This window comes from Sphingomonas alpina, from assembly GCF_014490665.1.
Classification (GTDB): domain Bacteria; phylum Pseudomonadota; class Alphaproteobacteria; order Sphingomonadales; family Sphingomonadaceae; genus Sphingomonas; species Sphingomonas alpina.
Genome location: NZ_CP061038.1, coordinates 4,405,360 through 4,428,819 on the forward strand (window position 1 = coordinate 4,405,360; position 23,460 = coordinate 4,428,819).

Below are 23,460 nucleotides of genomic sequence, written 5' to 3' on the forward strand. Positions count from 1 at the left end.
CATCGCCCCTGTCCCGCAGCCGAAGCAGAGCGGAACGGCCTTTCGACAGGCTCAGGGAGAGCGGGCGCTTTGGATCAGGGTCAGGCACGCCTCACCGTTGTGCCACCGTCACCGGCGCATTGGGCAGCTGCGCGCGGATCGCAGGCGAATACATCGCCTCGACCCGCGTCGGCGGCAGGCTGAAGCGACCGGCGCCGTTCATGCGCATCAGATAGACGATGGTGAAGCTGCCGCGCGGCACCCAGGCGAAATAGCCGCGCCAGGAATCGCGCCGCCGTTCGACATAAGAGGCCTGCACGCCGGCCTGCACATCCCACAGCTTTCCGTCGCCATCGGCCGCAGTGAAGCTCTCGCCATCGCCGGCCTTGGCCTGACCGGCGAGAATCTGCGACTGGCCGCCGAGATTGCCGACGATCGTCGCGCCCGCCGGGATCGGGTCATTGACCACCACCCAATTGCGTTCGGCCGAAGCCTCGACCGTGATCGTCACCTTGACCACATCGCCGCGCGTCAGCGTACCGGGAGTGCGCGCCTGCACGATCTCGGTCTTCTTCGCCATTTTATAGCCGGCAAAAAGGGCCTGCTTGAGCGGCACCGCCGCCGAGACCGAAACCATCGCCCAGGGCCCGGCGGGACCGGCCTGCGCCATTTTCAGCGGCGTCGTCGCTGCCGGAAGCGGGAACGACGCCTTGCGCAGATCGACCGCGAGCGGCCAGGAGCGAGTGATCGTGCTCGAGCCGAGCGACATGGTGGTCGGACCGGTGATCGCCGATGCCGGATAGAGCTCACCGAATTTGCGCGCGGCGATCGTGCCCCAGGCATTGGCGGTGGTCGTGTCCCAATGGCCGCGCAGCTGGCGCAGGCTGACCCCGACCATCATCTTCGGCGCATCGTCCTGCCAGCCGGGCCGGCCGAGCGTCGCGATGACCGCCTTGATCGATGCCTCATCGCCGGAGGACATCAGCCACCAGGGCGCATTGCTCTGATCCGACAGGTCGAGCCTGGTGCCTTCATAGACCAGGCGCGTGCGCAGCACCGATTCGGCGCTGGACTTGAGCGCAGCGGCATTGGCGATGCCGGGAATGCGATCAAGCGCGACGAGATAGTCGGCGAGCATGCTGGTCGGCATCTCGTTCGGCGCGATGCCGAGCTGGCCGAGCATGCCCGGGGTTGCCGCACCCTGCCGCGCCAAAGCGGTGAGCGCAGAGACGCGCTGCAGCCGCACATCGCCATATTGTTCGTGCCGCAAGCGCCCGTCGAGCACTGCCTTCATCGCCTCGATCATCCGCGTGCGCGGTGCTTCGGGGATCGGCAGGCCAGCCTCGGCAGTCAAGGACAGGACATAAGCGGTCAAGGCTTCCGAGCCGGTCAGGCTGTCCGATGGCCAGTAGCGCAACAGCCCGTCCGATGCCTGATAGGTCGGGATGCTCGACGCGAGCCGCGCCCAGGCGCCACCGTCGCCGAGCGCAACCGCGCGCGACAGCGTCTGTTCGAAACATTCGTACGGATAGGCGGCCATGAAGGCGCGAACGCCCTGCAATGGCGGCTGAAGCGTATCGTCGAGCCGGATATCGACCACGCCGCGACCGGGCAGCGCGCCCGCCGGTGGCGCGATCGCGATCGACGTATCGCTGCCGATTCGCGCGAGCGTCGCCGCCCACACCTCGACCGGGACCGCCGGGATGACATCCTGGCTGACCGTGATCTGATCGACCGCCTTGCGGCCATCCGCCACCGCCTTCACCTGCCAGCGCAAGGCCGCGATATTTTCCGGGGCCGTGAGGTTCCAGGCGACCGGCACCGCGCCGCCCGCCGGGATGGTCACCGTGAGCGGACGGCCCTCAGCCACGCGCGGCGACACATCGACCGTCGCGGTGACCTTCATCGGCTTGTCCGACCCGTTGCGCAGCGTGAACGCCGCGGCATAATAATCGCCCGATCGAACCAGGGTCGGCATGCCGGCAAAGATCGACAGATCCTGCGCGGTACGCACCGCGGCCATGCCGGTGCCGAACAGATCGGCACCGTCGGTCGCGATCGCGACGAGCTTGAACGAGCTGAGCGCGTCGGACAGCAGCACCGGAATCCGCGCCTTGCCCTGGGCATCGAGCGCGACACGGCCCTTCCATAGCAGCACCGGCTGGAAATTCTCGCGGTTGAGGCCCGACAGATCACCACCGCCGCCGCCGCCGGCCTCGACCGCCTTGCGGCCGTAATGGCGCTTGCCGACCACCTGCATCTGCGCGGTCGAGGTCAGCACCGAGAGCGAGCGTTCGCCCATCATCGCGGTCAGCACGTCCCAGCTGTCATTGGGAGCGAGCTGCAGCAGTGCTTCATCGACCGCGACAAAGGCAACGTCGGCGGTCGCCGCCGGCTTGCCCTCGGGGGTCTTTACCTGGACATCGACCTGCGCCGTGTCGCGCGCGGCATAGCGTTCCTTGTCCGCCTTGACCGCGACCTGCAGCTTGTGCGTGTCCCAACCGACCTTCACCTTGGCGATGCCGAGGCGGTAGGCCGGTTTGGCGAGATCGACCAAAGCGGTCGGCTCCTGTCCTTCGGGCGGGCCACTCGCCAGTCCGAGGCTCTGCGCGATGCCGTTGACCCAGGTCCAGAAACCACTCTGTACGCGGCCGCGCACCGCCATCACCGAGACGAACACGTCGGGCGCATAGCTGCCCGGCATCTTTACCTCGACCACCGGATCCTTGCCCGAAAGCGTCGTGACGAAGCTGGAGAGCACGCCTTCGCGCTCGACCGTGACCAGGGCAGTGGCTTCGCGGAACGGCATGCGCACCTGGAATCGCGCGGTTTCGCCGGCCTTATAGTCGGTGCGTTCGGGAACCACGTCCATACGGTCGCCATTGTCGCCGCCGAACCACCAATCGTCATCGCCGGCGAGCCAGACCGAACGCGTCGCGCGCGCGACATTGCCGTTCGCGTCGCTGGTCGTGGCCACGGCATAGACTTCACCCGAGACGCCGGGATCGGCCGAGCATTGCGCCAGGCCCTGTGCATCGGTGGTTGCGCTGCATGTCGCCGACAGCTTTTCGGTGCGCATCTGATTGTCATAGGCATAGAAGCCGCCGATCAGCCGGCGCCGCGCGGTCAGCACCTTGCGGCTGTACAGTGCGACCGAGATCTTCTGGTTGGCGATCGGCTTGTTCGAAGTGTCGAGCGCGACGAAGCGCAGGCGCAGATCGTCCTGCTTCATCAGCCAGCCATCGGTCTTCACGCCGAGCTGCACCGCCGAGGCATAGATCGGGATGCGCCGCGATGCGGTCAGCACCTCGCCATTGGCGTCCTGATAATCCATCTCGACCAGCATATCGGCGCCGTTTTCGAGCACCGGCACGTCGATCGTGGTGCGCGACGTGCCGTCGCCGCCGAGCGTGGCGGGGAGCGTCTGAGTCGGCGGCAGCGGCGTCGATTGCTCCTCGCCATCGCCGTTGAGCGGCTTCACCCCTTCCTTGATGTCCTCGCCGCCGAAGCTGTACGCTTCATAGCCTTCGGGATTGGCGCTGCGCCCGAACCAGCCGACGCGCATGTCGACCGCCAGGTTCGACGCGCCGCCGCCCGAGAGATAGCCGACGAACAGGTCGAGCGGCATGGTCTTGGGGCGGACCGCGGCTTCCTTTGGACCGGTCACGGTCGCGCGCATCGTCGGCAGCTTGTACTCGTCGACCTTGAACGACTGGCCGGTATAGATCGTCCGGTCCCCGGTGATCACCTGCAGGTCGTAATCGCCCATCGGCGCACCCTGCGGCGCGCTCCATTCGGTTTCGCCGATGCCGCTGTCATCGATCGTCAGCGGCAGATCGAATTGCGTGTCCGAGCCGCGATGCGACAGGCGCAACGTACCGGTGAAAGCAGGCGTCCTGGCAAAGCCGGTCGCGATCGGCTTGCGCACGATATGCTTCATATGCACCGTCTCGCCCTGGCGGACGAGTGCGCGGTCGAACACGGTGTGGAGGATTTCCGACTTGGCTTCATAGCCATAGGGCAGGTCGAAATCATACGGCCGGATGCCGTCGCCCCAGGCAGTCAGGGTGAAGCTGAAATCGTCGCCGGCGCGGGCGGAAATCATCAGCGGGCCGGTGTTGCCCCCGCTATTGCTGCTGTCGCAGCTGCCATAGGTTTGCGGCTCGGGCAGGCCGGGCGGCACGAACAGCCCGCCCGCCTTGTCGGTCACGCCGCGTGCGAGCAGCCGGCCGCTGCAACTGTCGGTGATGCGCACTTCTGCATCGGCCATCGGCTTGCCGGTATCGAGCTGAGTGACCCAGGCAAGGCTGCGTTCGCGGCCCCATTTGAAATGCACCGCCATGTTGGTGACCAGAGCGGCGCTGGCGACATAGCGCGGCGCCTTGCGCCCGAGCAGCGCCTGGCCGAGCACCGGGCTGGCCAGTTCGACGACATAGAATCCGGGCTTGGCCAGGTTGATCCCGACGACCTCGAAATCCTTGCCCTTGCCGGGCAGCGGCACTTTCAGCGCCGTGGCCGAGCCGCCGGCGAGGATCGGCGCCGCGCCGGTATTGTTGATGCGGACTTCTTCCCCGCCACGCTTGATCGTCTCCGATTTCTCGTCATCGGCCTTGTCGACGATGCGCAGCCAGTTGGCGATCTGCCCGTCCGACGCCTCGACGCGGAGGCTCTGACCGGCGACCGCAAGGTTCGAGCCCTGCAGGCTGTCCTCGATATTGCGCACGGTGACCGGCAGGATGCCGCCCTCCTTCGCCTCGAGAATGCCGAAGGGTGCGGCGAACTTCACCAGCGGCGGCGCCTCGTCGAAGCGGACGTCGAGCGGGAAACGCTCGGCATTGGCGAGCAGGCGGCCGCTTTCATCCTTCAGGCCGGCCGGGAGGGTCAGTTTCGCAGCGGTCGAGGCCGGCAAGGGTGCGGCGAAGCTGATCGAGCTGATCGTCGCTTTCTTCTTGTCGTCGTCATCGAACACCGGTGCGATCGTCTTGCCGTCCGCAGTGGTGATGCTGATCTGCTGCGCGGCGCTCATCGCGATCGGCGCAGTGAAGCGGACATGCGCCTTTTCGACCGGCGAACAGCCGGCCTGGGCATTGACGCGGCTGCATTCGAAGCGCGCGGTGAACGGCTTGCGCACGGTATAGTCGAAGCGCTGGTCGGCACCCGCCAGCTTGCCGCCGGCGCCGGCGATATTCGCGCCCCAGACCAGTGCCACGTCACGGCCGGGGGGCAACGGACGGCGGCATTTGAGCGCGGTCACGCTCTCATACGCCTTGGCGCGATCCGCCGCCGCCGGGACCGACGCCGGCAGTCCGGCACTTTCCAGGAAGCTGCGCACGTTCCAATTGTCGGTACCCATCTCACCGAGCAATTTGCCCGGCAGGTCGGCGGGCAGCACATCGACCGGGATCTTCTCGCCAATCCCCTCGACCGAACAATAGGCGTTGGCGCCGACCGAAGCGGCGGTCGCGGGCAGATTGGCGGCAACCAGGAAGGTCTGATCCTCCTCGATCTCGCCGTCATAACGCTCGGGCAGGACAGCGCGGGCGACCGGCCCGCCGCTATCGACCTTGAAGCTTTGCTGGCCGGTGACGGCATAGCCCGACACGCTTTTCAGCGCGCTCTTGAGCTTGAATTCGCAAGTCGTGCCGCCGGGCAGGCCGTTTTTGAATTCATGCACGAAGGTCTGCGGGTCGACCCAGCGGCCTTCGCCTGCGACCGGGCAGGTCACATCGAACGGGCCGGTGGCGCGCGGATCGCCCAACGCGACCATCGGCTGGCTGAAGCGCGCGGTGAAACGTTCGATCGCGCCCCCGCCAATGCCGGGGGTGGCCATGATGACCTGGGGACTATTGTCCCCGAAAGCCGCGACCGGTGCGAGTGCAAGACTCAGCAAAGTAAGCCGAATTGCCAGCTTCATCGAACGCTCCCCTTAGGCAAAGGGACGCTAAAGCGTTGGGCGCTGTGAAGTCCAGCACCGATTTCCCGCCGCTGATTTCCTGCCTCCGATTTCTTGAATGGGCCGCTTCCGCCTGTCGCGCGAACAGGATAGTCATCTCCGGCAATGGATCTTTACCTGCCCATCGCCAATTTGTCGGTCAATGCGCTCGTCATCATCCTGCTTGGCGGCGGGGTCGGCATCCTGTCGGGCATGTTCGGGGTGGGCGGCGGATTCCTGACCACGCCGTTACTCATCGTCTATGGCATCCCGCCGACCGTCGCCGCCGCGTCTGCCGCCAGCCAGGTGACCGGCGCGAGCGTGTCGGGGGTGTTCGCGCATGTCCGCCGCAAGGGCGTCGATTTCAAGATGGGCGGGGTACTGGTCGCCGGCGGCGTGGTCGGTTCCTTCGCCGGGGCGGGGATTTTCCGGCTGCTCCAGGCGAGCGGCCAGATCGATACGGTGATCGCGGTGGTCTATGTCCTGCTGCTTGGGTCGATCGGCGGTCTGATGGCACGTGAATCGATCCAGGCGATCAGCGCATCGCGCGGCGGCACCGCCCCCAAGGCGCGCAAGCGCCGCCATCACCCATTGGTCGCCGCGCTGCCGCTCAGGACGCGCTTTTATGCCTCGGGCCTTTATATCTCGCCGCTCGCGCCGCTGTTGCTCGGCTTCTTCACCGGCATCCTGACCATCCTGCTCGGCGTCGGCGGCGGCTTCATCCTGGTGCCGGCGATGCTCTATCTGCTTGGCATGGGAACCCAGGTGGTGGTCGGCACATCCCTGTTCCAGACGTTGTTCGTGACTGCCGCCGCAACCATGGTCCATGCCACGACCACCAAGGCGGTCGATATCGTACTGGCGGTGCTGCTGCTGCTCGGATCGGTGGTCGGCGCGCAAATCGGCGCACGCTTCGCCAACCAGGTGAAGCCCGAATATCTCCGCCTCGCTCTTGCGCTCATCGTGCTGCTCGTCGCGATCCGGATCGGGATCGGGCTCGGCTGGCGACCTGACGAAATATATTCGGTCGAGTTGTCGTGAGGAGGCTGGCATTCCTGCTCTTCACGCCGCTGCTGATGGGACAGGCCAAACCAGTTCTCGTCCCCGACGTTTCGCAGCGCAATATCGAGATCGCCTATTCCTTCACGGGTGCCGAATTGCTGCTGTTCGGTGCGGTTCTCTATCCCGGCGGGCGGCTGCCGGGGGTCGAAAAGCCGACCGACGTGGTGGTGGTGGTCAAGGGACCGGTGCAATCGATCCTGGTGCGCGAAAAGGAGAAGGTTGCCGGCATTTGGGTCAATGCCGCGCGGCTGCGCTATCGGTCGGCGCCCAGTTTCTATGCGATCCTGTCGTCCAGGCCGATCGGCGACCTGGTCGACGACCGGACCCGGGCGATCTACGAACTGGGCCTGGGCAGCCTGCAATTGTCACCCGCGAGCAGCGCGCCGCCTGAGGAGCAGGATCGCTTCGCCAGCGGCCTGGTCGATCTCAAGCGGCGTTCGGGCCTTTATTATGAGGCGCCACGCGCGGTCGAGATCACCGATGGCGTGCTGTACCGCGCGCGCGTCACCATCCCCGCGCGCGTGCCGGTCGGGCGTTTCACCGCCGAAACCTTCCTGATTCGCGACGGACGCGTGCTGGCGGCCGCGACGCGCGACATCGATATCCGCAAGTCGGGCTTCGAACGCTATGTCGCGCGCGCCGCCGACAATCATTCGATCGCCTATGGCCTGGTCGCCGTCGCGCTTTCAGTGTTGTTCGGCTGGACCGCCGGCTATGTCGCGCGACGCCTTTGAGGGAGTACGGACCCGTAACAACCGGTACAAATGCAGTAGAACCTTATGTTTACGAGTTTGCACCATAACCCCGCCGGTAAACCCGGGGGACCACCCAGATGACGGAAATGTTGGGCAGCCAGGCTTTCGACAAGGCCGCGCCCGCGACGATGATGGCAAAGACGAAGGCCATATTGCCCGGCGCGCTGGGCGAAGCGATCGGCGTGGTGCTGGAGATCGCCGGATCGAGCAGCCAGGTGATGCTCGACCCCCGTGCGCTCGACACATTCGCAGATAGCCCCGACCCGGTCGTCGCCAGCGCCGGATCGGTCGGCAGCCAGATCAAGATGCGTGTCGGCAATAGCTGGCTGATCGCCAATATCCGCTCGCTGCGGCTGGTCGAAGGTGCGCAGAACCGCGTCGCCGCGCAGGTCGATTTCCTCGGCGAAGGCGATGAGGAGAAGCTGACCGGCAAGCTGTACAAATTCCGCCGCGGCGTGACGCGCTATCCGGTCCCGGGCACGCAGGTCTTCCCGGTATCGACTGCCGATCTGAAACAGGTCTACGCCGCCGACGATCGTGCCTTTATCGAGATCGGCACGGTCTATCCGACCCGCGATATCCGCGCGTCGCTGTATATCGACGCCATGCTCGGCAAGCATTTCGCCCTGCTCGGATCGACCGGTACCGGTAAATCGACCAGCGCTGCGCTGATCCTGCACAAGATCTGCGAACTCGCCCCGCAGGGGCATATCGTGATGGTCGATCCGCACGGCGAATATGCCGCTGCGTTCAAGACCAATGGTGCGATCTTCGACGTGTCGAACCTGCAGATGCCGTATTGGCTGATGAATTTCGAGGAGCATTGCGAGGTTTTCCTGACCACATCGGGGTCGGAGCGTCAGATCGATGCCGACATCCTCGCCAAATGCCTGCTGATGGCGCGCGCCAAAGGGCGGTTGGGGCAGGAAATCACCAAGCTGACCGTCGATGCGCCGGTCCCCTATCTGCTCAGCGACCTGACCAATCTGATCGGCCTGGAAATGGGCAAGATGGACCGCGCCGGCGACACCGCGCCCTATCTGCGCCTGCGCACCAAGATCGAGGAGATCAAGGCCGATCCGCGTTACAGCTTCATGTTCTCCGGCATGCTGGTCGCGGACACGATGGCGAACTTCATCGAGCGCATCTTCCGCTTGCCGGGCGACGGCAAGCCGATCTCGATCATCGACGTGTCGGGCGTGCCATCGGATATCACATCGGTGGTGGTCGCCGTATTGAGCCGGATGGTGTTCGATTTTGCGATCTGGTCGCGCAACGAGCCGCAGCGCCCGATCCTGCTCGTGTGCGAAGAAGCCCATCGCTACATTCCCAACGAACGGAACGCAGATTCGTCGTCGGTCGGCCGCATTCTCAGCCGGATTGCCAAGGAAGGGCGCAAATACGGCGTCTCGCTCGGCCTGATCACGCAGCGCCCGTCGGATCTGGCCGAGGGCGTGCTGTCGCAGTGCGGCACGATCATCTCGATGCGGCTGAACAACGATCGCGACCAGGCGTTCGTGCGTGCCGCGATGCCCGAAGGCGCGCGCGGCTTTCTCGATTCGATTCCCGCGCTGCGCAACCGCGAGTGCATCATCTGCGGTGAGGGTGTCGCGATTCCGATCCGCGTGTCGTTCGACGGGCTGGAGGAGAATAAGCGACCGGCCTCGGACGATCCGCTCTTCTCCGAATTGTGGCGCGAAGTCGGGTCGGAGGATCAGATCATCGGCCGCACGATCAAGCGCTGGCGCTCGCAAGGGCGGTAATCGGGCGTTTCGCTCGCCCTCGGCCAGGCGAGATATGGGACACCGCTTTGTCGCATATCTTCGGGCGGGCTTTGGACGATCGAGTCACGCGGTAGGATGGGCGGTCGAGTGAGATATGGGACACCGCTTTGTCGCATATCTCCGGCGTCTACAGGGCGACATATACCATATAAATCAATGATTTAGATGGATTTCAATATCGCCGCATCGAATGCATGATTGCATTGATCCCGTGCCGTCCTCCCCGGTGAGCCGAGAAGAACACTCCTGCTTGTTCGAAATGAAGCCCGGGCCGGCTACCAACCAGCGAACCGTCAGCGTCCGCCTGGACGGACCGCCAGCAACGCGGCCACGCGCGCTTTGAAAGCCTTCAGCGTCGCGCCCGACAGCTGCGCCATCGTCGTGAAGGACACCGAGCGCGGGTTGATCGCCACGCCGTTCTTCCACAATTCATAATGGAGATGCGGCCCGGTCGACATGCCGGTCGAGCCCACATAGCCAATCACCTGGCCGCGCGCGACCCGCGTGCCTGGGCGCACCGCGATTCGGCTCATATGGCCATAGCCGGTGGCCATGCCGCCGCCATGCATCAGCTTCACGAAATTGCCATAGCCGCCATTACGGCCGGCCAGCGCCACGATGCCGTCCATCGCGGCATAGATGGGCGAGCCATAGGCGGCAGCGATATCGAGCCCCTTGTGCATCCGCGCAGTGCGCAGAATCGGGTGGATGCGGATGCCGAAGCCCGAGGTCAGCCGACCGGCGACCGGCATGCCCATGGTACCGCGGCGCTCACCGACGCCATTGGCCTCGAACCATTGCTCGCGGCCCTCGGCGCCCCATTTGACGAGCTGGACCTTCTTGCGGCCCTGATCGAGACCCGCATACATCAGCTCTCCGAGCTGGACTTCGCCAGTCGCGGCACGTGCCTGTTTGAGGACGAAGTCGAACGTGTCGGCGGACCCGACATCGCGGCCGATCGAGATGCGCGACGCAATCGCCTTGATATAGGCTTCGACCGCCTTGGCCGGTGCGCCGGCGGCGCGGGCCGAGCGGTACAGGCTCGACCCGACCAGCCCCTGGATGCGCAGCGGCGTATGGTCGACGGCAATCGCCTGACGGGTCAGAGCGAGTGTGTCGCCATTGCGGTTGAGCAGAACCTTGAGATCGAATTTGGCGCGGAAGGCCAGCTTTTCGAGCGGCCGTGCGACGGTACGATCGGGGCGACGCCCCAGCGTCATGTCGATCCGCGTCCCCGGCCGGATGTCGTCAAGCGTGATCGCGCCCGAAACCAGCTGCGCCGCATCGCCGGCATCGGCCTTGGAGACGCCGGCGCGCTCCAGCGCGCGGGCGAAGCTGTCGCCTTGACCAAAAGTCAGCACGACATCCTGAATCGGGCGTTCCGGGCGTTCGGCAAGGGGTGCGACCATGTCGTTCGCCGCCATGTGCCGGCCCGTCGCAGCGCCCCAGGCAAGCGGCGCGATCGACTGCGCGCGCGCCTCGTCCCATTCGCTGCCCGAGAGCGCCGGCGGAACGTCGCCGATGACGGGGCGATCGAAACCGGGCGATAACAGGCAGGTCGTGGCGATCAGCGCGGTGCAGGTCGCGGCGCCGCGCCACCAGTCGGCCGAGCCGATCTGCGATCCGAGATCGGGCGCCCAGTCGATCCGGGCAATGCTCGCGCGAAGCCGGTCAAGAGTCGAGGGTGTCGCCGGAACGAACGCGGCGCGACCGAACGACAGGGTAGCGGTGCCACCTGCCTGATCCAATCCATGATCGCTGCGTAAAAACAAGGCGATAGTTCCCCCACGCCGCTCGTCGCCGCATACCCCCGGCTCGCGTCGAATGACTGTGGCGCGAAAATACTAAAGTCAAATTAAGGAATGTTGCGTAGCCGAACCGGCACGATCAACCGTTCAGACCGTGCGGCGAAGTGATTTTTCTACCGGAACTTCTAACCATATTAACAGCTTGCCTGCGATTTCCATTTTGCCCGGGTTGCGCAGGCGCGACACTGCGACGATGTTCGACATGCCATGAGCCGCGCTGATCCCGCCCCGCCCATCACCGCCGTGCTGGGCCCGACCAATACCGGCAAGACGCACCTTGCGGTCGAGCGGATGTGCGGTCATTCGAGCGGCATGATCGGCTTCCCGCTGCGCCTGCTGGCGCGCGAAGTCTATGATCGCGTCGTCAAGCTGAAGGGCGTGTCACGCGTCGCGCTGATCACCGGCGAAGAGAAGATCGTGCCGAAGGACGCGCGCTGGTTCCTGTGTACGGCGGAGAGCATGCCGCTCGACCGCGACCTGGCGTTCGTCGGAATCGACGAGGCGCAACTGGGCGCGGATGCCGAACGCGGCCATGTCTTTACCGATCGGCTGCTGCGCGCGCGGCCGTGAGGAAACGATGATCCTCGGCTCCGAAGCGTTGCGGCCGATGCTCAAGGTGCTGGTACCCGAAGCGGATATCCAGAATCGCCCGCGTTTTTCGACCCTGAGCTATGCCGGGGCGAAGAAGATCTCGCGCTTGCCCAAACGGTCGGCGATCGTCGCATTCAGCGCTGAGGAAGTCTATGCCGTGGCCGAGATGCTGCGGCGCCTGCGCGGTGGCGCGGCAGTGGTGATGGGGGCGTTGTCGCCGCGAACGCGCAATGCGCAGGTCGCGATGTTCCAGGCCGGTGAGGTCGATTATCTCGTTGCGACCGACGCGATCGGCATGGGCCTGAACATGGACGTCGCGCATGTCGCCTTTGCCAGCCTCAACAAGTTCGACGGGCATCGCCAGCGCCGCCTGACCGTCGCCGAAATGGCACAGATCGCCGGGCGCGCCGGCCGGCATCAGCGCGACGGCACATTCGGCGCACTGGTCGAGCAAGGTCCGGGCGCCTTCGCGGCGGAGGAAGTGCTGGCGATCGAGGAGCATCGCTTTCCCCGGCTCGACTTCCTCTATTGGCGTGACGGCGAGCCCGATATGTCGAGTATCGACGATCTGGTCGCGAGCCTGGAGGCCCGGCCCGACAGCCGCGCGCTGCGCGCCGCGCCCGAGGCGGTCGATCTTGCGGTACTCAAGCGGCTCGCGGGTGAGGATTGGGTCCGTGACCGCGTCCGATCGCCCGCGATGGTCGCGCGGCTCTGGGCGGCATGTGGCCTGCCCGATTTCCGCAAGCTGGGCGTCGATCCCCACACCCGCTTTGTCGGGCGGGTGTTCGGCCATCTGAGCGAAGGGTCGGGCCATATACCGCATCCATGGTTTGCCGACGAAATCGCCCGGCTCGATACGGTCGCGGGCGATGTCGAAACGCTTGCCGGGCGGATCGCGGCGGCGCGCAGCTGGGCCTATATCGCCAACCGGCCCGACTGGCTCGCCGACCCCGCACATTGGGCCGGACGGGCAGGCGAAGTCGAAGAGCGGTTGTCGGATGCCCTGCATCTCGGCCTGACGCAGCGCTTCGTCGACAAACGCACCACCATGCTGCTGCGGCAGATCGGGGCGGACACGCGAACCCTGCCGGTGGTGATCGGCGAACAGGGCGAAGTGATGGTCGAGGATCATCCGATCGGCCGGCTCGACGGGTTCCGCTTCATCGTTGCGCCGGATGCACGTCATGGCGACAAGCGCCTCCTGCTCGCGGCCGCCGAACGCCGGCTGGGCGCCGAGCGCGCCCGGCGCGGCGCGGCGCTGGCCGGCGCGGACGATACGGCACTGGCGCTCGTCACCGATATCGGGAGCAAGCCCTGGCTCATCTGGAACGGATTGCCGGTTGCAACGCTGGCGGCGGGGCCGTCGCTCGTCCGGCCGCGCGTGAAGCTCGACCCCGCGCTCGATTGCCTCGATACGGCGATGCGCACCGGGATCGCGGCACGGCTGGACCGCTGGATTGCCGATCAGGCCGCACGGCGATTGCCCGCCCTGGTTGCGCTGGACGCGGCCGCTCGCGATGCGACCGCCGGCCCGGCACTGCGCGCCGTTTCCGCCGCTTTGGTCGATCGCGCCGGTCTTGCCGCGCGCATCGACCTGCAGGTAGCGGTCGATGGTCTCGACCCGGCGGCGCGCAAGCGGTTGCGCATGATCGGCATCACGATCGGCGCGCTCGACCTGTTCGACCCGCGCCTGCTGAAGCCCGCCGCCGCACAGTGGCGGCGCGTATTGCTGGCCGCACGTGCCGGCACGGTGATCGCCGAGGGGCCACCCGATGGCGCGACGGTATTGGCACGGAATACGCCCGGCGCAACGCTCGAATCCGGGTATCGCCAGATCGCCACCCAGGCGGTGCGTGTCGATCTGGTCGAGCGGATCGCCCGCGCGGCCCATGATGCGCGGGCGGGGCGCCGTCCCTTTACCCCCGATCCCGCACTCGCCACCTCGATCGGCGTCGCGCCCGCGACACTCGAACGGTTGATGGCCGGACTGGGCTTCCGTGCCGCACCGCCCGAAAATGATCAGGCGCGCTGGGTCTGGCGCGGCCAGACTCGCGCCAAAATCTTGCCGCCGCCGCGCGACAATGCATTCTCGGCGCTCGCCGATCTCGCCCTGTTTCGTGGATAGGCCTGGTGGCTGAGGTTCCTGACGGCGCGGCGATGCGGCTCGACCGCTTTCTGTGGTTCGCCCGGCTGGCCAAGAGCCGCAGTGCGGCTCAGGCGATCGCCGCCAGCAGCCGGCTGCGCATCGATGGACGGCCGATCGACCGGGCGCATGTCCCGGTCCGGATCGGCAATGTGCTGACCTTCCTTGGTCATGGCGGTGTGCGCGTGATCCGGGTCGAGGCACTACCGCCTCGCCGCGGCCCGGCACCGGAAGCCAGAGCCTGCTACACCGAGCTCATTGAGAGTTCGTTCGCAAATGCGCCGGAGGCGTATTTTGCCGATGCCGAATCTGAGAACGTCTCGCAGCAAGCCGCATCCGATTGACGAGGCCGGAAGCGGCGCATAGCAGAAGCGGGTTATCTGCCCTTTTCGGGGCCTATTCGGGATACCGCCATGACCTACGTCGTCACCGACGCCTGCATCAAGTGCAAGTATATGGACTGCGTCGAGGTCTGCCCCGTCGACTGTTTCTACGAAGGCGAGAACATGCTCGTCATCAATCCGAGCGAATGCATCGATTGCGGCGTATGCGAGCCCGAATGCCCGGCCGAGGCGATCCTGCCCGATACCGAATCCGGTCTCGAGCAGTGGATGGAGCTCAACAACAGCTTTTCCGCGCAATGGCCCAATGTCACGCGCAAGTCCGATCAGACCCCGGCCGACGCCGACGAGCACAAGGGCGAAGAGGGCAAGTACGACAAGTACTTCTCGCCCGAGCCCGGCGCGGGGGACTAATCAAGGTTCGATGTTGCCCGATCTGGGTCGGTTTCAGCGTTAATTGCCTGTGTCCAGCCATGTTTGGCTGGTAATTTTATTACGACTATGTTAAATAGCCGGAGACGGAAGGCACGGTTGCGCGTTCTTCCGGTCTGGAGACGTACTGAAATCAACACTCCCCATCGCGTGACCCGGCACCGCTGCCGTCGCGCTTCTCCGGGGGCATCGGTCCACAGAAAGGCTCAACGGAATGGCTGCCAAGGCGCTGTCCTTCGACGTCGGCGATTATGTCGTTTACCCCAAGCACGGCGTTGGCCGTGTCATCGAGCTGCAACGGCAGGAAATCGCCGGCATGCAACTCGAACTCTATGTGCTGCGCTTCGAGAAAGAGCGCATGACGCTTCGCGTGCCCACCAACAAGGCCGAGTCGGTCGGGATGCGCAAGCTTTCCTCGGACAAGACGCTGCGTGAGGCGCTCGATACGCTGACCGGCAAGCCTCGCGTCAAGCGCACCATGTGGTCGCGCCGCGCGCAGGAATATGAAGCGAAGATCAATTCGGGCGACCTGGTGTCGATCGCCGAAGTGGTCCGCGATCTGTTCCGTGCCGACGACCAGCCCGAGCAGAGCTATTCGGAGCGTCAGATCTTCGAAGGCGCGACCAGCCGCCTCGCCCGCGAACTCGCGGCGATGGAGCAGGTCGATGAACCGACCGCACAGGAAAAGATCCTGGAGATTCTGCGCAAGGCCGCAGCGATCCACAACAAGGACAAGGTTCCCGCCTGATCGGGACCTGACCGGATGAACGAAGAGGGCGGCCAGCGATGGTCGCCCTTTTTGCTTGCGCCTTCGTCTCTTGGTGTGTTATCGAACCAATACACAGTGGAGAGAGTTTCATGCGCCTGTTCGCCACCATCGCCGTCCTTCCGCTCGCCGCCTGCTCCTTCGGTTCGGAGTCTGCAGATGCGAAACAGGGGCTTCCCGGGTCGGGCAGCGGCACGACGCGTACCTTCGCTGCGGCCGGTTTTGACCAGGTCGACCTGCGCGGATCGGACGATATCGATATCCGCGTCGGCACCGGTTTCTCGGTTCGCGCCGAAGGCCCGTCCAAGGAACTCGACAAGCTCAAGATCGAGAAGATCGGCAACACGCTGAAGGTCGGCCGGATCAACAGCGCCGGCTTCAACTGGGGCGACGACCAGAAGGGCGTGAAGATTTTCGTGACCATGCCGCGCATTGCCGGGGCGGGAATCGCGGGATCGGGCGATATGACGATCGATCGTATCGATGGGCAGAATTTCGCCGGCGAAACCGCCGGATCGGGCAACATGACGATCGCCGCACTGAATGTGCAGACCGGCAAATTCTCGATCGCTGGCTCAGGCGACATGAGCGTTGCGGGCACCGCGAAACAATTGTCGATGAAGATCGCCGGATCCGGCGACATCGATGCCGGCGGCGTCAAAGCGGAAGGGGCGAGCGTCTCGATCGCCGGGTCGGGCAGCGCCACCGCCGAGGTGAACGGTCCCGCCGATGTCTCCGTTGTCGGTTCGGGCGACGTCGATCTCGGCAAGGGCGCGAAATGCACCACATCGAAGATGGGATCGGGCGAGGTCCATTGCGGCTGATCCCCTGACGAACGGGTCCGCGAGTCAGGCCGGATTCGCAGCCAGTCCGCGGATACGCTTGGCACCGTGACGGATCAATGCGATGCAGGCCGCATGATCCGTCACCTGATCGCCGCCAGCCTGTTGTTCCTTCCCGTCGGCGCAGAGGCCGCCGACCGGACCTATTCCATCGGCAGCTTCGACCGTATCCGTATCGACGGCCCGTTCGACGTCCGGCTCGATACCGGCAAGGCTCCGAGTGCGCGGGCCGATGCCGATTCCCGGACGCTCGACCGGCTTGCGATCCGCGTCGAAGGCAGCACTTTGATCATTCGCATGGGCAATGATGGCTGGGGCGAGACGCCGACGACGGCCGGCACATCACCGGTCATTACCCTGTCCACGCCGACGCTGCGCTCAATCAACGTCAATGCCGGCGCGCGGCTGACCGTCGGCGGAATGGCCGGGCAGCGGCTCGATCTCGCCGTCAACGGATCCGGCGTGCTGAGCGTCAACGGAATTGCCGCGGATCAGCTCAATGCCACAGTGATCGGCAGCGGGACCGTCACGCTGAGCGGCCGTGCGGCGAAAACGCGGCTGATGACCAATGGCCCCGGTACGATCGACGCCAGTGCACTCGATGTCAGCGACCTGATCATACGGCTCGACGGCACCGGCGAGACGCGCGCCGCAGCCCGCTATACGGCGGCGGTGACCACCACCGGACTGGGGCGCGTGACCGTCGGCGGCGAACCCGCCTGTGTGATCAAGGCGATGGCCGGCGGACCGGTCTCATGCGGAAAACCCAAACCGCCTAGATGAGGCCCAGACCCGACAGCTTGCCCATCAGCGCCGCGGGCATGACATCGCCGGCCACTTCATCCACGCCCAGATCGACCGGCGCATCGGCATCTTCCAGATAGCGCCAGCCCTGATGCGCGCGTTTGGGCCGAGCATGAGTCAGGATGAGGTGGGGATCGATATGGATCGCCACTCTGCCGCCCTCCGCTTCGCCGAACTGCAGGATCGGCGAGCGCGCAACGAGCTGATGCTTGATGATCCAGAACAGCGACCCCTGGCCGGCGACTTCCTCATGCCGTTTGGGAAGGTAGCGCGTGGTGAGGAAGACCGGCCCAGCCTCGGCACGCGCCAGCAGGCGCTCGGCAAGATCCTCGATACCGGTGGCGCCGAACGCGACCTTGGTGAGATGAAGCGGCATCCGTTCGAAATGGGCGCGAAGCGGCTAGCCGCCAAGCCCCCAAAGCGAGGCAAGGCCGAGGAAACAGAAAAATCCCATCACATCGGTCATCATCGTCACGAACACGGCCGACGATACGGCAGGATCGACTCCGGCGCGTTCGAGGCTGACCGGAATCAGCACGCCGGACAGGCCGGCGACGAGATTGTTCATGACCATCGCCATGGCGATGACGATCGCCAGGTCGGAATTGCCGAAGATCAGCCAGGTACCCATGCCGATCAATATGCCGAGCATCGCGCCATTGGCGGCGGCGATGCGGAATTCGCGCAGGATCATCCGTGCGGTGTTCGAACTGGTCAGCTGATTGGTGGCAAGCGCGCGCACCACCACGGCCAGGGTCTGAGTGCCGGCATTGCCGCCCATGCCCGAGACGATCGGCATCAGTACCGCAAGCAGCGCGAACTTCGCGATTTCGCCCTGGAACAGTCCAACCACGGATGCCGCGAGCATGGCAGTGCCGAGATTGACCACCAGCCAAGTTATGCGAGTGCGCACGGTCAACGCGATCGGCTCGTTGATGTCGCCTTCGCCGGCACCGGAGAGACGAAGGATATCCTCGCCGGCTTCCTCGGAAATGATATGGACGATATCGTCGACCGTGATCATGCCGACCAGCCGCCCGCCCGCATCGATCACAGCGGCCGAAATCAGCGCGTATTTCTGGAAGCGCAGCGCGACCTCTTCCTGGTCCATATCGACCGGGATCAGGGTTTGTTCGCGCTTCATCACATCGCCGATCGATACGGTGCGCGGCGTGCGCAATATCCATGACAGCTGGCATGTCCCGACCGGCTTGTGCCCGGGATCGACGACGAAGATCTCCCAGAAATCGGTCGTCAGCTCCTCATGGCCGCGCAGATAATCGATCGCGTCGCCGACCGTCCAATGTTCGGGGACCGCGATCAGCTCGCGCTGCATCAATCGGCCGGCCGATTCCTCCGGATAGGACAAAGCCTCCTCGATCGCGGCGCGATCGTCGGGGTCGAGCGCGCGGAGCACGGCACGCTGGTCGTCTTCCTCCATGTCCTCGATGATCGCGACGGCATCGTCGGTATCGAGTTCGGAGGCGATATCGGCGACCTGGGTCGCACTGAGCGAATCGATCAGATCCTCGCGGACATAATCGTTCATCTCGGCGAACACGTCGCCGTCGAGCAGGTCGGTGATCGCCTTGGCCAGGTCGCCACGGCGCTCGTTCGGGGTCAGCTCGAACAGATCGGCGATGTCGGCGGGGTGGAGCGGTTCGACCAGCGACCGCGCGGCTTCGTCGTCGCCCGCTTCGACCGCGTCGAGCACCGCACGCACGAATTCGGGTTTGAGCCGGTCGTCCTCGTCGAGCTGGCCGGTTTCGACCTCGTCTCCGACGGATGTCAGGTCGGTCTCGTTCATGCTGGACCTCCCTTTCTGGCCTTTTTTGGAAATGGCCTGGCCGAAACGGCGCGCCCGGCGTCATTGCCGTCTAACGCTGCCGTGCGACAATGCCAATCCGGGCTGGACGTTCAGCCCATTCCGATCGCGCCACGACAAGCGTGCCAATTTGCCAGCCGTGCCTCAGGTCGCTAGGGCGCGGGTTTCCCCTTTCAGGAGCCCCTCATGGCCGATACCCCCGAAACCCTGACGCTGACCCTCGACAGCGGCACCGTGACGATCAAGCTTCGCCCCGACCTTGCGCCGCAGCATGTCGCACGAATCGCCGAACTCGCCAATGACGGCTTTTACGACGGCGTCGTGTTCCACCGCGTGATTCCGGGGTTCATGGCGCAGGGCGGCGACCCCACCGGCACCGGCATGCATGGGTCGGACAAGCCGAACCTGCCGGCCGAGTTCTCCAAGGAGCCGCATGTTCGCGGCACCTGCTCGATGGCGCGCGCGCAGAGCCCCAATTCGGCCAACAGCCAGTTTTTCATCTGCTTCGACGATGCCCGCTTCCTCGACGGCCAGTACACCGTATGGGGCGAAGTGACCGAAGGCATGGAGCATGTCGACGCGCTGCCCAAGGGTGAGCCACCGCGCGCGCCCGGCAAGATCGTGTCGATGCGCGCCGAATAATCAACTGTGAAGGGGCCGGTCGTCTGACCGGTTGTTTGAAAATGCGCTGAAGGCGCATTTGGCGGTACCGGCCCGCTCCCCCTCCCGGCCACCCACAGCGTATCCTGAATGGGTGGCCGGGAGGGGGAGCGGGCCGGTACCGCCTCTAAAATTCGCTCTTTCGCGAATTTTCAAACAGACCCTGACCGGCCCGTTACCCTTTATTTCTCCGCGACCGCCTCGATCAGCCAGTCGTGGAACAGCTTGACCGGACGCAACGCAAGCGCGCGCGGACGGCACACGAACCAATAGCTGTACGGACTCTCGACCTCGATATCGAACAGCCTGACCAGCCGGTCATCATGCGCGTCCTCGAAATGGCTTTCATGCATGAAGGCGATGCCCAGCCCCTGCGCCGCGGCCTCGAGCATCAACGGCCCGGAATCGAAATGGTCGATCGCCAGCGGTTCGAGGTCGCCGAGCCCGGCCGCCTGCCGCCAGGCGCTGAACGTATCGGGCATGTCGCGATGGACCAGCGCGGTCAGCGATTTGAGCTGCGCCGGATCGGTAACCGGATGATCGCCCTCGATCAGCGCCCGCGCGCCGATCACATAGACCGAGTTGCGATCGAGTCGCTTGGCATAAAGCCCGGGGTCGATATCGCGTGCCAGGGCAATCACCGCATCGAGCCCGTCGCCGAGCCGCAGCACGCCATGCCCGGCAGTGTCGATATCGAGATGCAGTTCGGGATGCCGTGCGCGCAGGTCGCCGAGTTTCGGAAACAGCCGTTGCGATGCGAACAAGGGCAGGATGCCGAGCCGCAGCCGCAGCACCTCGCTATCGCTCATCATCGCCTCGACCGCATCCGACAGGCTGTCGATCGCCGGGGCGATCTGCGCGAGCAGCCTTTCGCCATCGGCATTGAGCACCACCGCCTGATGGCGACGGTCGAACAGGGGCTTGTCGATGAACCGCTCGAGCGCCTGTACGCGCCGGCTCAGTGCCGGTGGCGACAGCGCCAATTCGGCCGAAGCGGCCTTGATCGATCCCAGCCGCGCGACCTGAACAAAGGCCTCGATCGCGGTCAGGGGTGGCAATCTACGCATGAAAATTCTGCTCTATTGTGCGTTGCACCATATACCCCATACTCGAAACCTAACATCCCTCCTCGTAGTTTGGCCAGCAGTAGTTGCATGAAACGCATCTATCACTTCTCTTTTCGCACTTGCACAATAAACTGTGCCGGTGCACAAAGACGGTGCCTTTCAGGCATCCTCTCCTAAAACTTTCAAGGCCGATCCTCCGGGGTCGGCCCTTTTTTTGTCTTTTCAACGGCTTGACCAGTCACGCTCCGCGAAAAGCGCCGGGCCCCCATGCGGCGATCCCGCCTTAACTCTCGCATTGCCGGAACCTGCTCCCTATCTCACGCGCTGAACAGCGTGTTTGCGAGGGGAATCTCATGGCCGATAGCGAATCACCGGTCCACAAATTGCAAGTCGCCAATGCCCGGCCCGAAGACAGCGGCCGTGGCCTGGCGCATATCCCCCGCGCCCTGATGGCGGCCCTCGGCCTCGCCGAGGGCGATGTGATCGAGATCGTCGGAAAATCCACCACCCCAGCCCGCGCCGTCTCGCCTTACCAGGAGGATGAGGGGCTCGAGATCATCCGCATCGACGGGCTGCAGCGCGCCAATGCCGGCGCCGGCGCCGGCGATTTCGTCGAAGTGCGCAAGGTCGAATCCAAACCGGCGACCCGCGTCGTTTTTGCGCCCGCGCAACAGAATCTCCGGCTCGAAGGGTCATCCAACGCGCTGAAGCGAACCTTTTTCGGTCGACCGCTGTGCCAGGGCGATGTCGTCGCCACCGCTGGCCAGCAGCGCGTCGACAATATGCCTCCGGGCGTCCAGCAATTCCTCCGTGCGCCGGCCTATGCTCTGCAGGAGATCCGCCTGTCGGTGATCGCGACCAGCCCCAAGGGCGTGGTCCATGTCGACGAAAATACCGAGATCGAACTGCGTCCCGAATATGAGGAGCCCAAGGAAGCACGCCGCGCCGACGTCACCTATGACGATATCGGCGGCATGGGCCCGACGATCGACCAGTTGCGCGAAATGGTCGAGCTGCCGCTGCGCTACCCTGAACTGTTCCAGCGGCTCGGCGTCGATCCGCCCAAGGGCGTGTTGCTGCATGGGCCGCCCGGAACCGGCAAGACGCGCCTGGCGCGCGCGGTCGCCAATGAAAGCGCGGCCGAATTCTTCCTGATCAACGGTCCCGAGATCATGGGATCGGCTTACGGCGAATCCGAAAGCAAGCTGCGCCAGGTATTCGAGGAAGCGGCCAAGGCATCACCGTCGATCGTGTTCATCGACGAGATCGATTCGATCGCACCCAAGCGCGGCCAGGTGTCGGGCGAGGCGGAGAAGCGCCTGGTCGCTCAGCTGCTGACGCTGATGGACGGGCTGGAGGCACGCGCCAATGTCGTGGTGATCGCCGCGACCAACCGGCCCGAGGCAATCGACGAGGCGCTGCGCCGGCCCGGCCGGTTCGACCGCGAAATCATTGTCGGCGTGCCGGACGAACGCGGCCGCCGCGAGATCCTCGGCATCCATACGCGTGGCATGCCGCTCGGCGACAAGGTCGATCTCGGCGAACTTGCCCGGACCACCTATGGCTTTGTCGGTGCCGATCTCGCTGCCCTGGCGCGCGAAGCGGCGATCGAGGCTGTGCGCAAGATCATGCCGCGGCTCAACCTTGCTGAAGGCACGATTCCGCCTGAAGTGCTCGATACGCTGGCGGTGACGCGCGAGGATTTCCTCGATGCGCTGAAACGCGTCCAGCCGAGCGCGATGCGCGAGGTGATGGTCGAGGCGCCACGCGTGCGATGGGAGGATGTCGGCGGGCTCGACAAGGCGCAGATGCGGCTGAAGGAAGGCGTGGAACTGCCGCTCAAGGATCCGGATGCGTTCCGCCGCCTGGGCATCCGACCGGCCAAGGGCTTCCTGCTCTACGGCCCGCCCGGCACCGGCAAGACGCTGCTCGCCAAGGCGGTCGCGCGCGAGGCGGAGGCGAATTTCATCGCCACCAAATCGTCCGACCTGCTGAGCAAATGGTATGGCGAAAGCGAGCAGCAGATCGCCAAATTGTTCAGCCGCGCCCGCCAGGTCGCGCCGTGCGTGATCTTCATCGACGAACTCGATTCGCTCGTCCCCGCACGCGGTGGTGGTCTTGGCGAACCGCAAGTCACCGAACGGGTGGTCAACACCATCCTCGCCGAGATGGATGGGCTTGAGGAGTTGCAGTCGGTCGTCGTGATCGGCGCGACCAACCGGCCGAACCTGATCGATCCGGCGCTGCTTCGTCCCGGCCGCTTCGACGAACTCATCTATGTCGGCGTGCCCGACAAGGATGGCCGCCGCCGCATCCTGGCGATCCAGACCGGCAAGATGCCGCTGGCCGATGATGTCGATCTCGATTCGCTCGCCGAGCGGACCGATCGCTTCACCGGCGCCGATCTTGAGGATCTGGTGCGCCGGGCCGGCCTGGTGGCGTTGCGTCAGTCGCTCAGCGTCGCGCAGGTGTCGATGGCGCATTTCGAGGAAGCACTGGACGAATCGCGCGCCTCGGTCACGCCGGACATGGAACGCGATTATGAGCAGATGGCATCGCGCCTGAAGCAGGATGCGGCGGCGCTGCAGCCGATCGGCTTCATCTCGCCCGGTCAGTTGCGCCCGCGCGGGCCGAAGGGAGCGGATTGACCGAACCTCCGCATGCCGCCG

At 65.1% G+C, this 23,460-nt stretch carries 16 protein-coding genes and 1 pseudogene; 12 read left to right on the top strand and 5 right to left on the bottom strand.

Features of this window, described 5'->3' with window-relative positions:
* Nucleotides 1–91: 91 nt before the first annotated feature.
* Nucleotides 92–5,893 carry an alpha-2-macroglobulin family protein gene (locus H3Z74_RS20490; RefSeq protein ID WP_187761367.1) on the bottom strand — a complete coding sequence of 1,934 codons (5,802 nt, stop codon included), beginning with the start codon at nucleotides 5,891–5,893 and terminating at the stop codon, nucleotides 92–94.
* A 144-nt stretch (nucleotides 5,894–6,037) separates the two neighbouring features.
* Between H3Z74_RS20490 and H3Z74_RS20495 the strand changes: the two genes are divergently transcribed.
* The 3 genes from H3Z74_RS20495 (at nucleotide 6,038) to H3Z74_RS20505 (ending at nucleotide 9,491) form a co-directional block, all read left to right on the top strand.
* Nucleotides 6,038–6,952, top strand: a complete 915-nt coding sequence (locus H3Z74_RS20495; RefSeq protein ID WP_187761368.1) for a sulfite exporter TauE/SafE family protein — start codon at nucleotides 6,038–6,040, stop codon at nucleotides 6,950–6,952.
* A 35-nt stretch (nucleotides 6,953–6,987) separates the two neighbouring features.
* Nucleotides 6,988–7,707, top strand: coding sequence for a TIGR02186 family protein (locus H3Z74_RS20500; RefSeq protein WP_187764443.1), 720 nt, complete (start codon nucleotides 6,988–6,990; stop codon nucleotides 7,705–7,707).
* A gap of 98 nt (nucleotides 7,708–7,805) precedes the next feature.
* On the top strand, nucleotides 7,806–9,491 hold the full coding sequence (locus tag H3Z74_RS20505; RefSeq protein ID WP_187761369.1) for an ATP-binding protein: 1,686 nt from the start codon (nucleotides 7,806–7,808) through the stop codon (nucleotides 9,489–9,491).
* Between the two features lie 314 nt (nucleotides 9,492–9,805).
* Here the strand turns inward: H3Z74_RS20505 and H3Z74_RS20510 are convergent, their stop codons facing one another.
* Nucleotides 9,806–11,284, bottom strand: a complete 1,479-nt coding sequence (locus tag H3Z74_RS20510) for a M23 family metallopeptidase (protein ID WP_187761370.1) — start codon at nucleotides 11,282–11,284, stop codon at nucleotides 9,806–9,808.
* A gap of 243 nt (nucleotides 11,285–11,527) precedes the next feature.
* On the opposite strand from H3Z74_RS20510, the pseudogene H3Z74_RS20515 reads away from it, so the two are divergent.
* The 6 genes and pseudogenes from H3Z74_RS20515 (at nucleotide 11,528) to H3Z74_RS20540 (ending at nucleotide 17,218) form a co-directional block, all read left to right on the top strand.
* Nucleotides 11,528–14,036, top strand: a pseudogene (locus H3Z74_RS20515) (helicase-related protein).
* Nucleotides 14,037–14,068: 32 nt separating this feature from the next.
* The gene (locus H3Z74_RS20520; RefSeq protein WP_187764444.1) at nucleotides 14,069–14,398 is read left to right on the top strand and encodes a S4 domain-containing protein; all 330 of its coding nucleotides are present in this window, start codon (nucleotides 14,069–14,071) and stop codon (nucleotides 14,396–14,398) included.
* A gap of 69 nt (nucleotides 14,399–14,467) precedes the next feature.
* Nucleotides 14,468–14,809 (top strand): ferredoxin FdxA, encoded by a 342-nt coding sequence (fdxA, locus tag H3Z74_RS20525; protein ID WP_187761371.1) that lies wholly within the window; start codon nucleotides 14,468–14,470, stop codon nucleotides 14,807–14,809.
* Nucleotides 14,810–15,041: 232 nt separating this feature from the next.
* Nucleotides 15,042–15,575 (top strand): CarD family transcriptional regulator, encoded by a 534-nt coding sequence (locus H3Z74_RS20530; RefSeq protein ID WP_034157698.1) that lies wholly within the window; start codon nucleotides 15,042–15,044, stop codon nucleotides 15,573–15,575.
* 110 nt (nucleotides 15,576–15,685) lie between these two features.
* Complete coding sequence (locus tag H3Z74_RS20535; protein ID WP_187761372.1) at nucleotides 15,686–16,417, top strand: head GIN domain-containing protein; 732 nt, start codon at nucleotides 15,686–15,688, stop codon at nucleotides 16,415–16,417.
* A 93-nt stretch (nucleotides 16,418–16,510) separates the two neighbouring features.
* Nucleotides 16,511–17,218 (top strand): GIN domain-containing protein, encoded by a 708-nt coding sequence (locus tag H3Z74_RS20540; protein ID WP_187761373.1) that lies wholly within the window; start codon nucleotides 16,511–16,513, stop codon nucleotides 17,216–17,218.
* Here the strand turns inward: H3Z74_RS20540 and H3Z74_RS20545 are convergent.
* On the bottom strand, nucleotides 17,211–17,615 hold the full coding sequence (locus H3Z74_RS20545; protein WP_187761374.1) for a DUF1489 family protein: 405 nt from the start codon (nucleotides 17,613–17,615) through the stop codon (nucleotides 17,211–17,213). The two genes, H3Z74_RS20540 and H3Z74_RS20545, sit on opposite strands and share 8 nt — an antisense overlap.
* A 24-nt stretch (nucleotides 17,616–17,639) precedes the next feature.
* A complete protein-coding gene (gene mgtE / locus H3Z74_RS20550; RefSeq protein ID WP_187761375.1) occupies nucleotides 17,640–19,046 on the bottom strand; it encodes a magnesium transporter in 1,407 nt (468 codons plus the stop codon).
* A gap of 204 nt (nucleotides 19,047–19,250) precedes the next feature.
* On the opposite strand from mgtE, the gene H3Z74_RS20555 reads away from it, so the two are divergent.
* Nucleotides 19,251–19,706, top strand: a complete 456-nt coding sequence (locus tag H3Z74_RS20555; RefSeq protein WP_187761376.1) for a peptidylprolyl isomerase — start codon at nucleotides 19,251–19,253, stop codon at nucleotides 19,704–19,706.
* Between the two features lie 56 nt (nucleotides 19,707–19,762).
* Nucleotides 19,763–19,855, top strand: a complete 93-nt coding sequence (locus H3Z74_RS24905; RefSeq protein ID WP_187764445.1) for a hypothetical protein — start codon at nucleotides 19,763–19,765, stop codon at nucleotides 19,853–19,855.
* Between the two features lie 51 nt (nucleotides 19,856–19,906).
* On the opposite strand, the gene H3Z74_RS20565 is transcribed toward H3Z74_RS24905, so the two are convergent.
* Complete coding sequence (locus H3Z74_RS20565) at nucleotides 19,907–20,791, bottom strand: LysR substrate-binding domain-containing protein (RefSeq protein WP_187761377.1); 885 nt, start codon at nucleotides 20,789–20,791, stop codon at nucleotides 19,907–19,909.
* A 353-nt stretch (nucleotides 20,792–21,144) separates the two neighbouring features.
* Here H3Z74_RS20565 and H3Z74_RS20570 point away from each other — a divergent pair, with 353 nt between their 5' ends.
* Nucleotides 21,145–23,439, top strand: coding sequence for a CDC48 family AAA ATPase (locus tag H3Z74_RS20570; protein WP_187761378.1), 2,295 nt, complete (start codon nucleotides 21,145–21,147; stop codon nucleotides 23,437–23,439).
* Nucleotides 23,440–23,460 lie beyond the last annotated feature (21 nt).

Excerpts from the sequence above, each read along its gene's own strand:
- H3Z74_RS20490 (WP_187761367.1), bottom strand. The coding sequence starts at position 5,893 with ATGAAGCTGGCAATTCGGCTTACTTTGCTGAGTCTTGCACTCGCACCG.
- H3Z74_RS20495 (WP_187761368.1), top strand. The coding sequence starts at position 6,038 with ATGGATCTTTACCTGCCCATCGCCAATTTGTCGGTCAATGCGCTCGTC.
- H3Z74_RS20500 (WP_187764443.1), top strand. The coding sequence starts at position 6,988 with ATGGGACAGGCCAAACCAGTTCTCGTCCCCGACGTTTCGCAGCGCAAT.
- H3Z74_RS20505 (WP_187761369.1), top strand. The coding sequence starts at position 7,806 with ATGACGGAAATGTTGGGCAGCCAGGCTTTCGACAAGGCCGCGCCCGCG.
- H3Z74_RS20520 (WP_187764444.1), top strand. The coding sequence starts at position 14,069 with ATGCGGCTCGACCGCTTTCTGTGGTTCGCCCGGCTGGCCAAGAGCCGC.
- fdxA (WP_187761371.1), top strand. The coding sequence starts at position 14,468 with ATGACCTACGTCGTCACCGACGCCTGCATCAAGTGCAAGTATATGGAC.
- H3Z74_RS20530 (WP_034157698.1), top strand. The coding sequence starts at position 15,042 with ATGGCTGCCAAGGCGCTGTCCTTCGACGTCGGCGATTATGTCGTTTAC.
- H3Z74_RS20535 (WP_187761372.1), top strand. The coding sequence starts at position 15,686 with ATGCGCCTGTTCGCCACCATCGCCGTCCTTCCGCTCGCCGCCTGCTCC.
- H3Z74_RS20540 (WP_187761373.1), top strand. The coding sequence starts at position 16,511 with ATGATCCGTCACCTGATCGCCGCCAGCCTGTTGTTCCTTCCCGTCGGC.
- H3Z74_RS20545 (WP_187761374.1), bottom strand. The coding sequence starts at position 17,615 with ATGCCGCTTCATCTCACCAAGGTCGCGTTCGGCGCCACCGGTATCGAG.
- mgtE (WP_187761375.1), bottom strand. The coding sequence starts at position 19,046 with ATGAACGAGACCGACCTGACATCCGTCGGAGACGAGGTCGAAACCGGC.
- H3Z74_RS20555 (WP_187761376.1), top strand. The coding sequence starts at position 19,251 with ATGGCCGATACCCCCGAAACCCTGACGCTGACCCTCGACAGCGGCACC.
- H3Z74_RS20565 (WP_187761377.1), bottom strand. The coding sequence starts at position 20,791 with ATGCGTAGATTGCCACCCCTGACCGCGATCGAGGCCTTTGTTCAGGTC.
- H3Z74_RS20570 (WP_187761378.1), top strand. The coding sequence starts at position 21,145 with ATGGCCGATAGCGAATCACCGGTCCACAAATTGCAAGTCGCCAATGCC.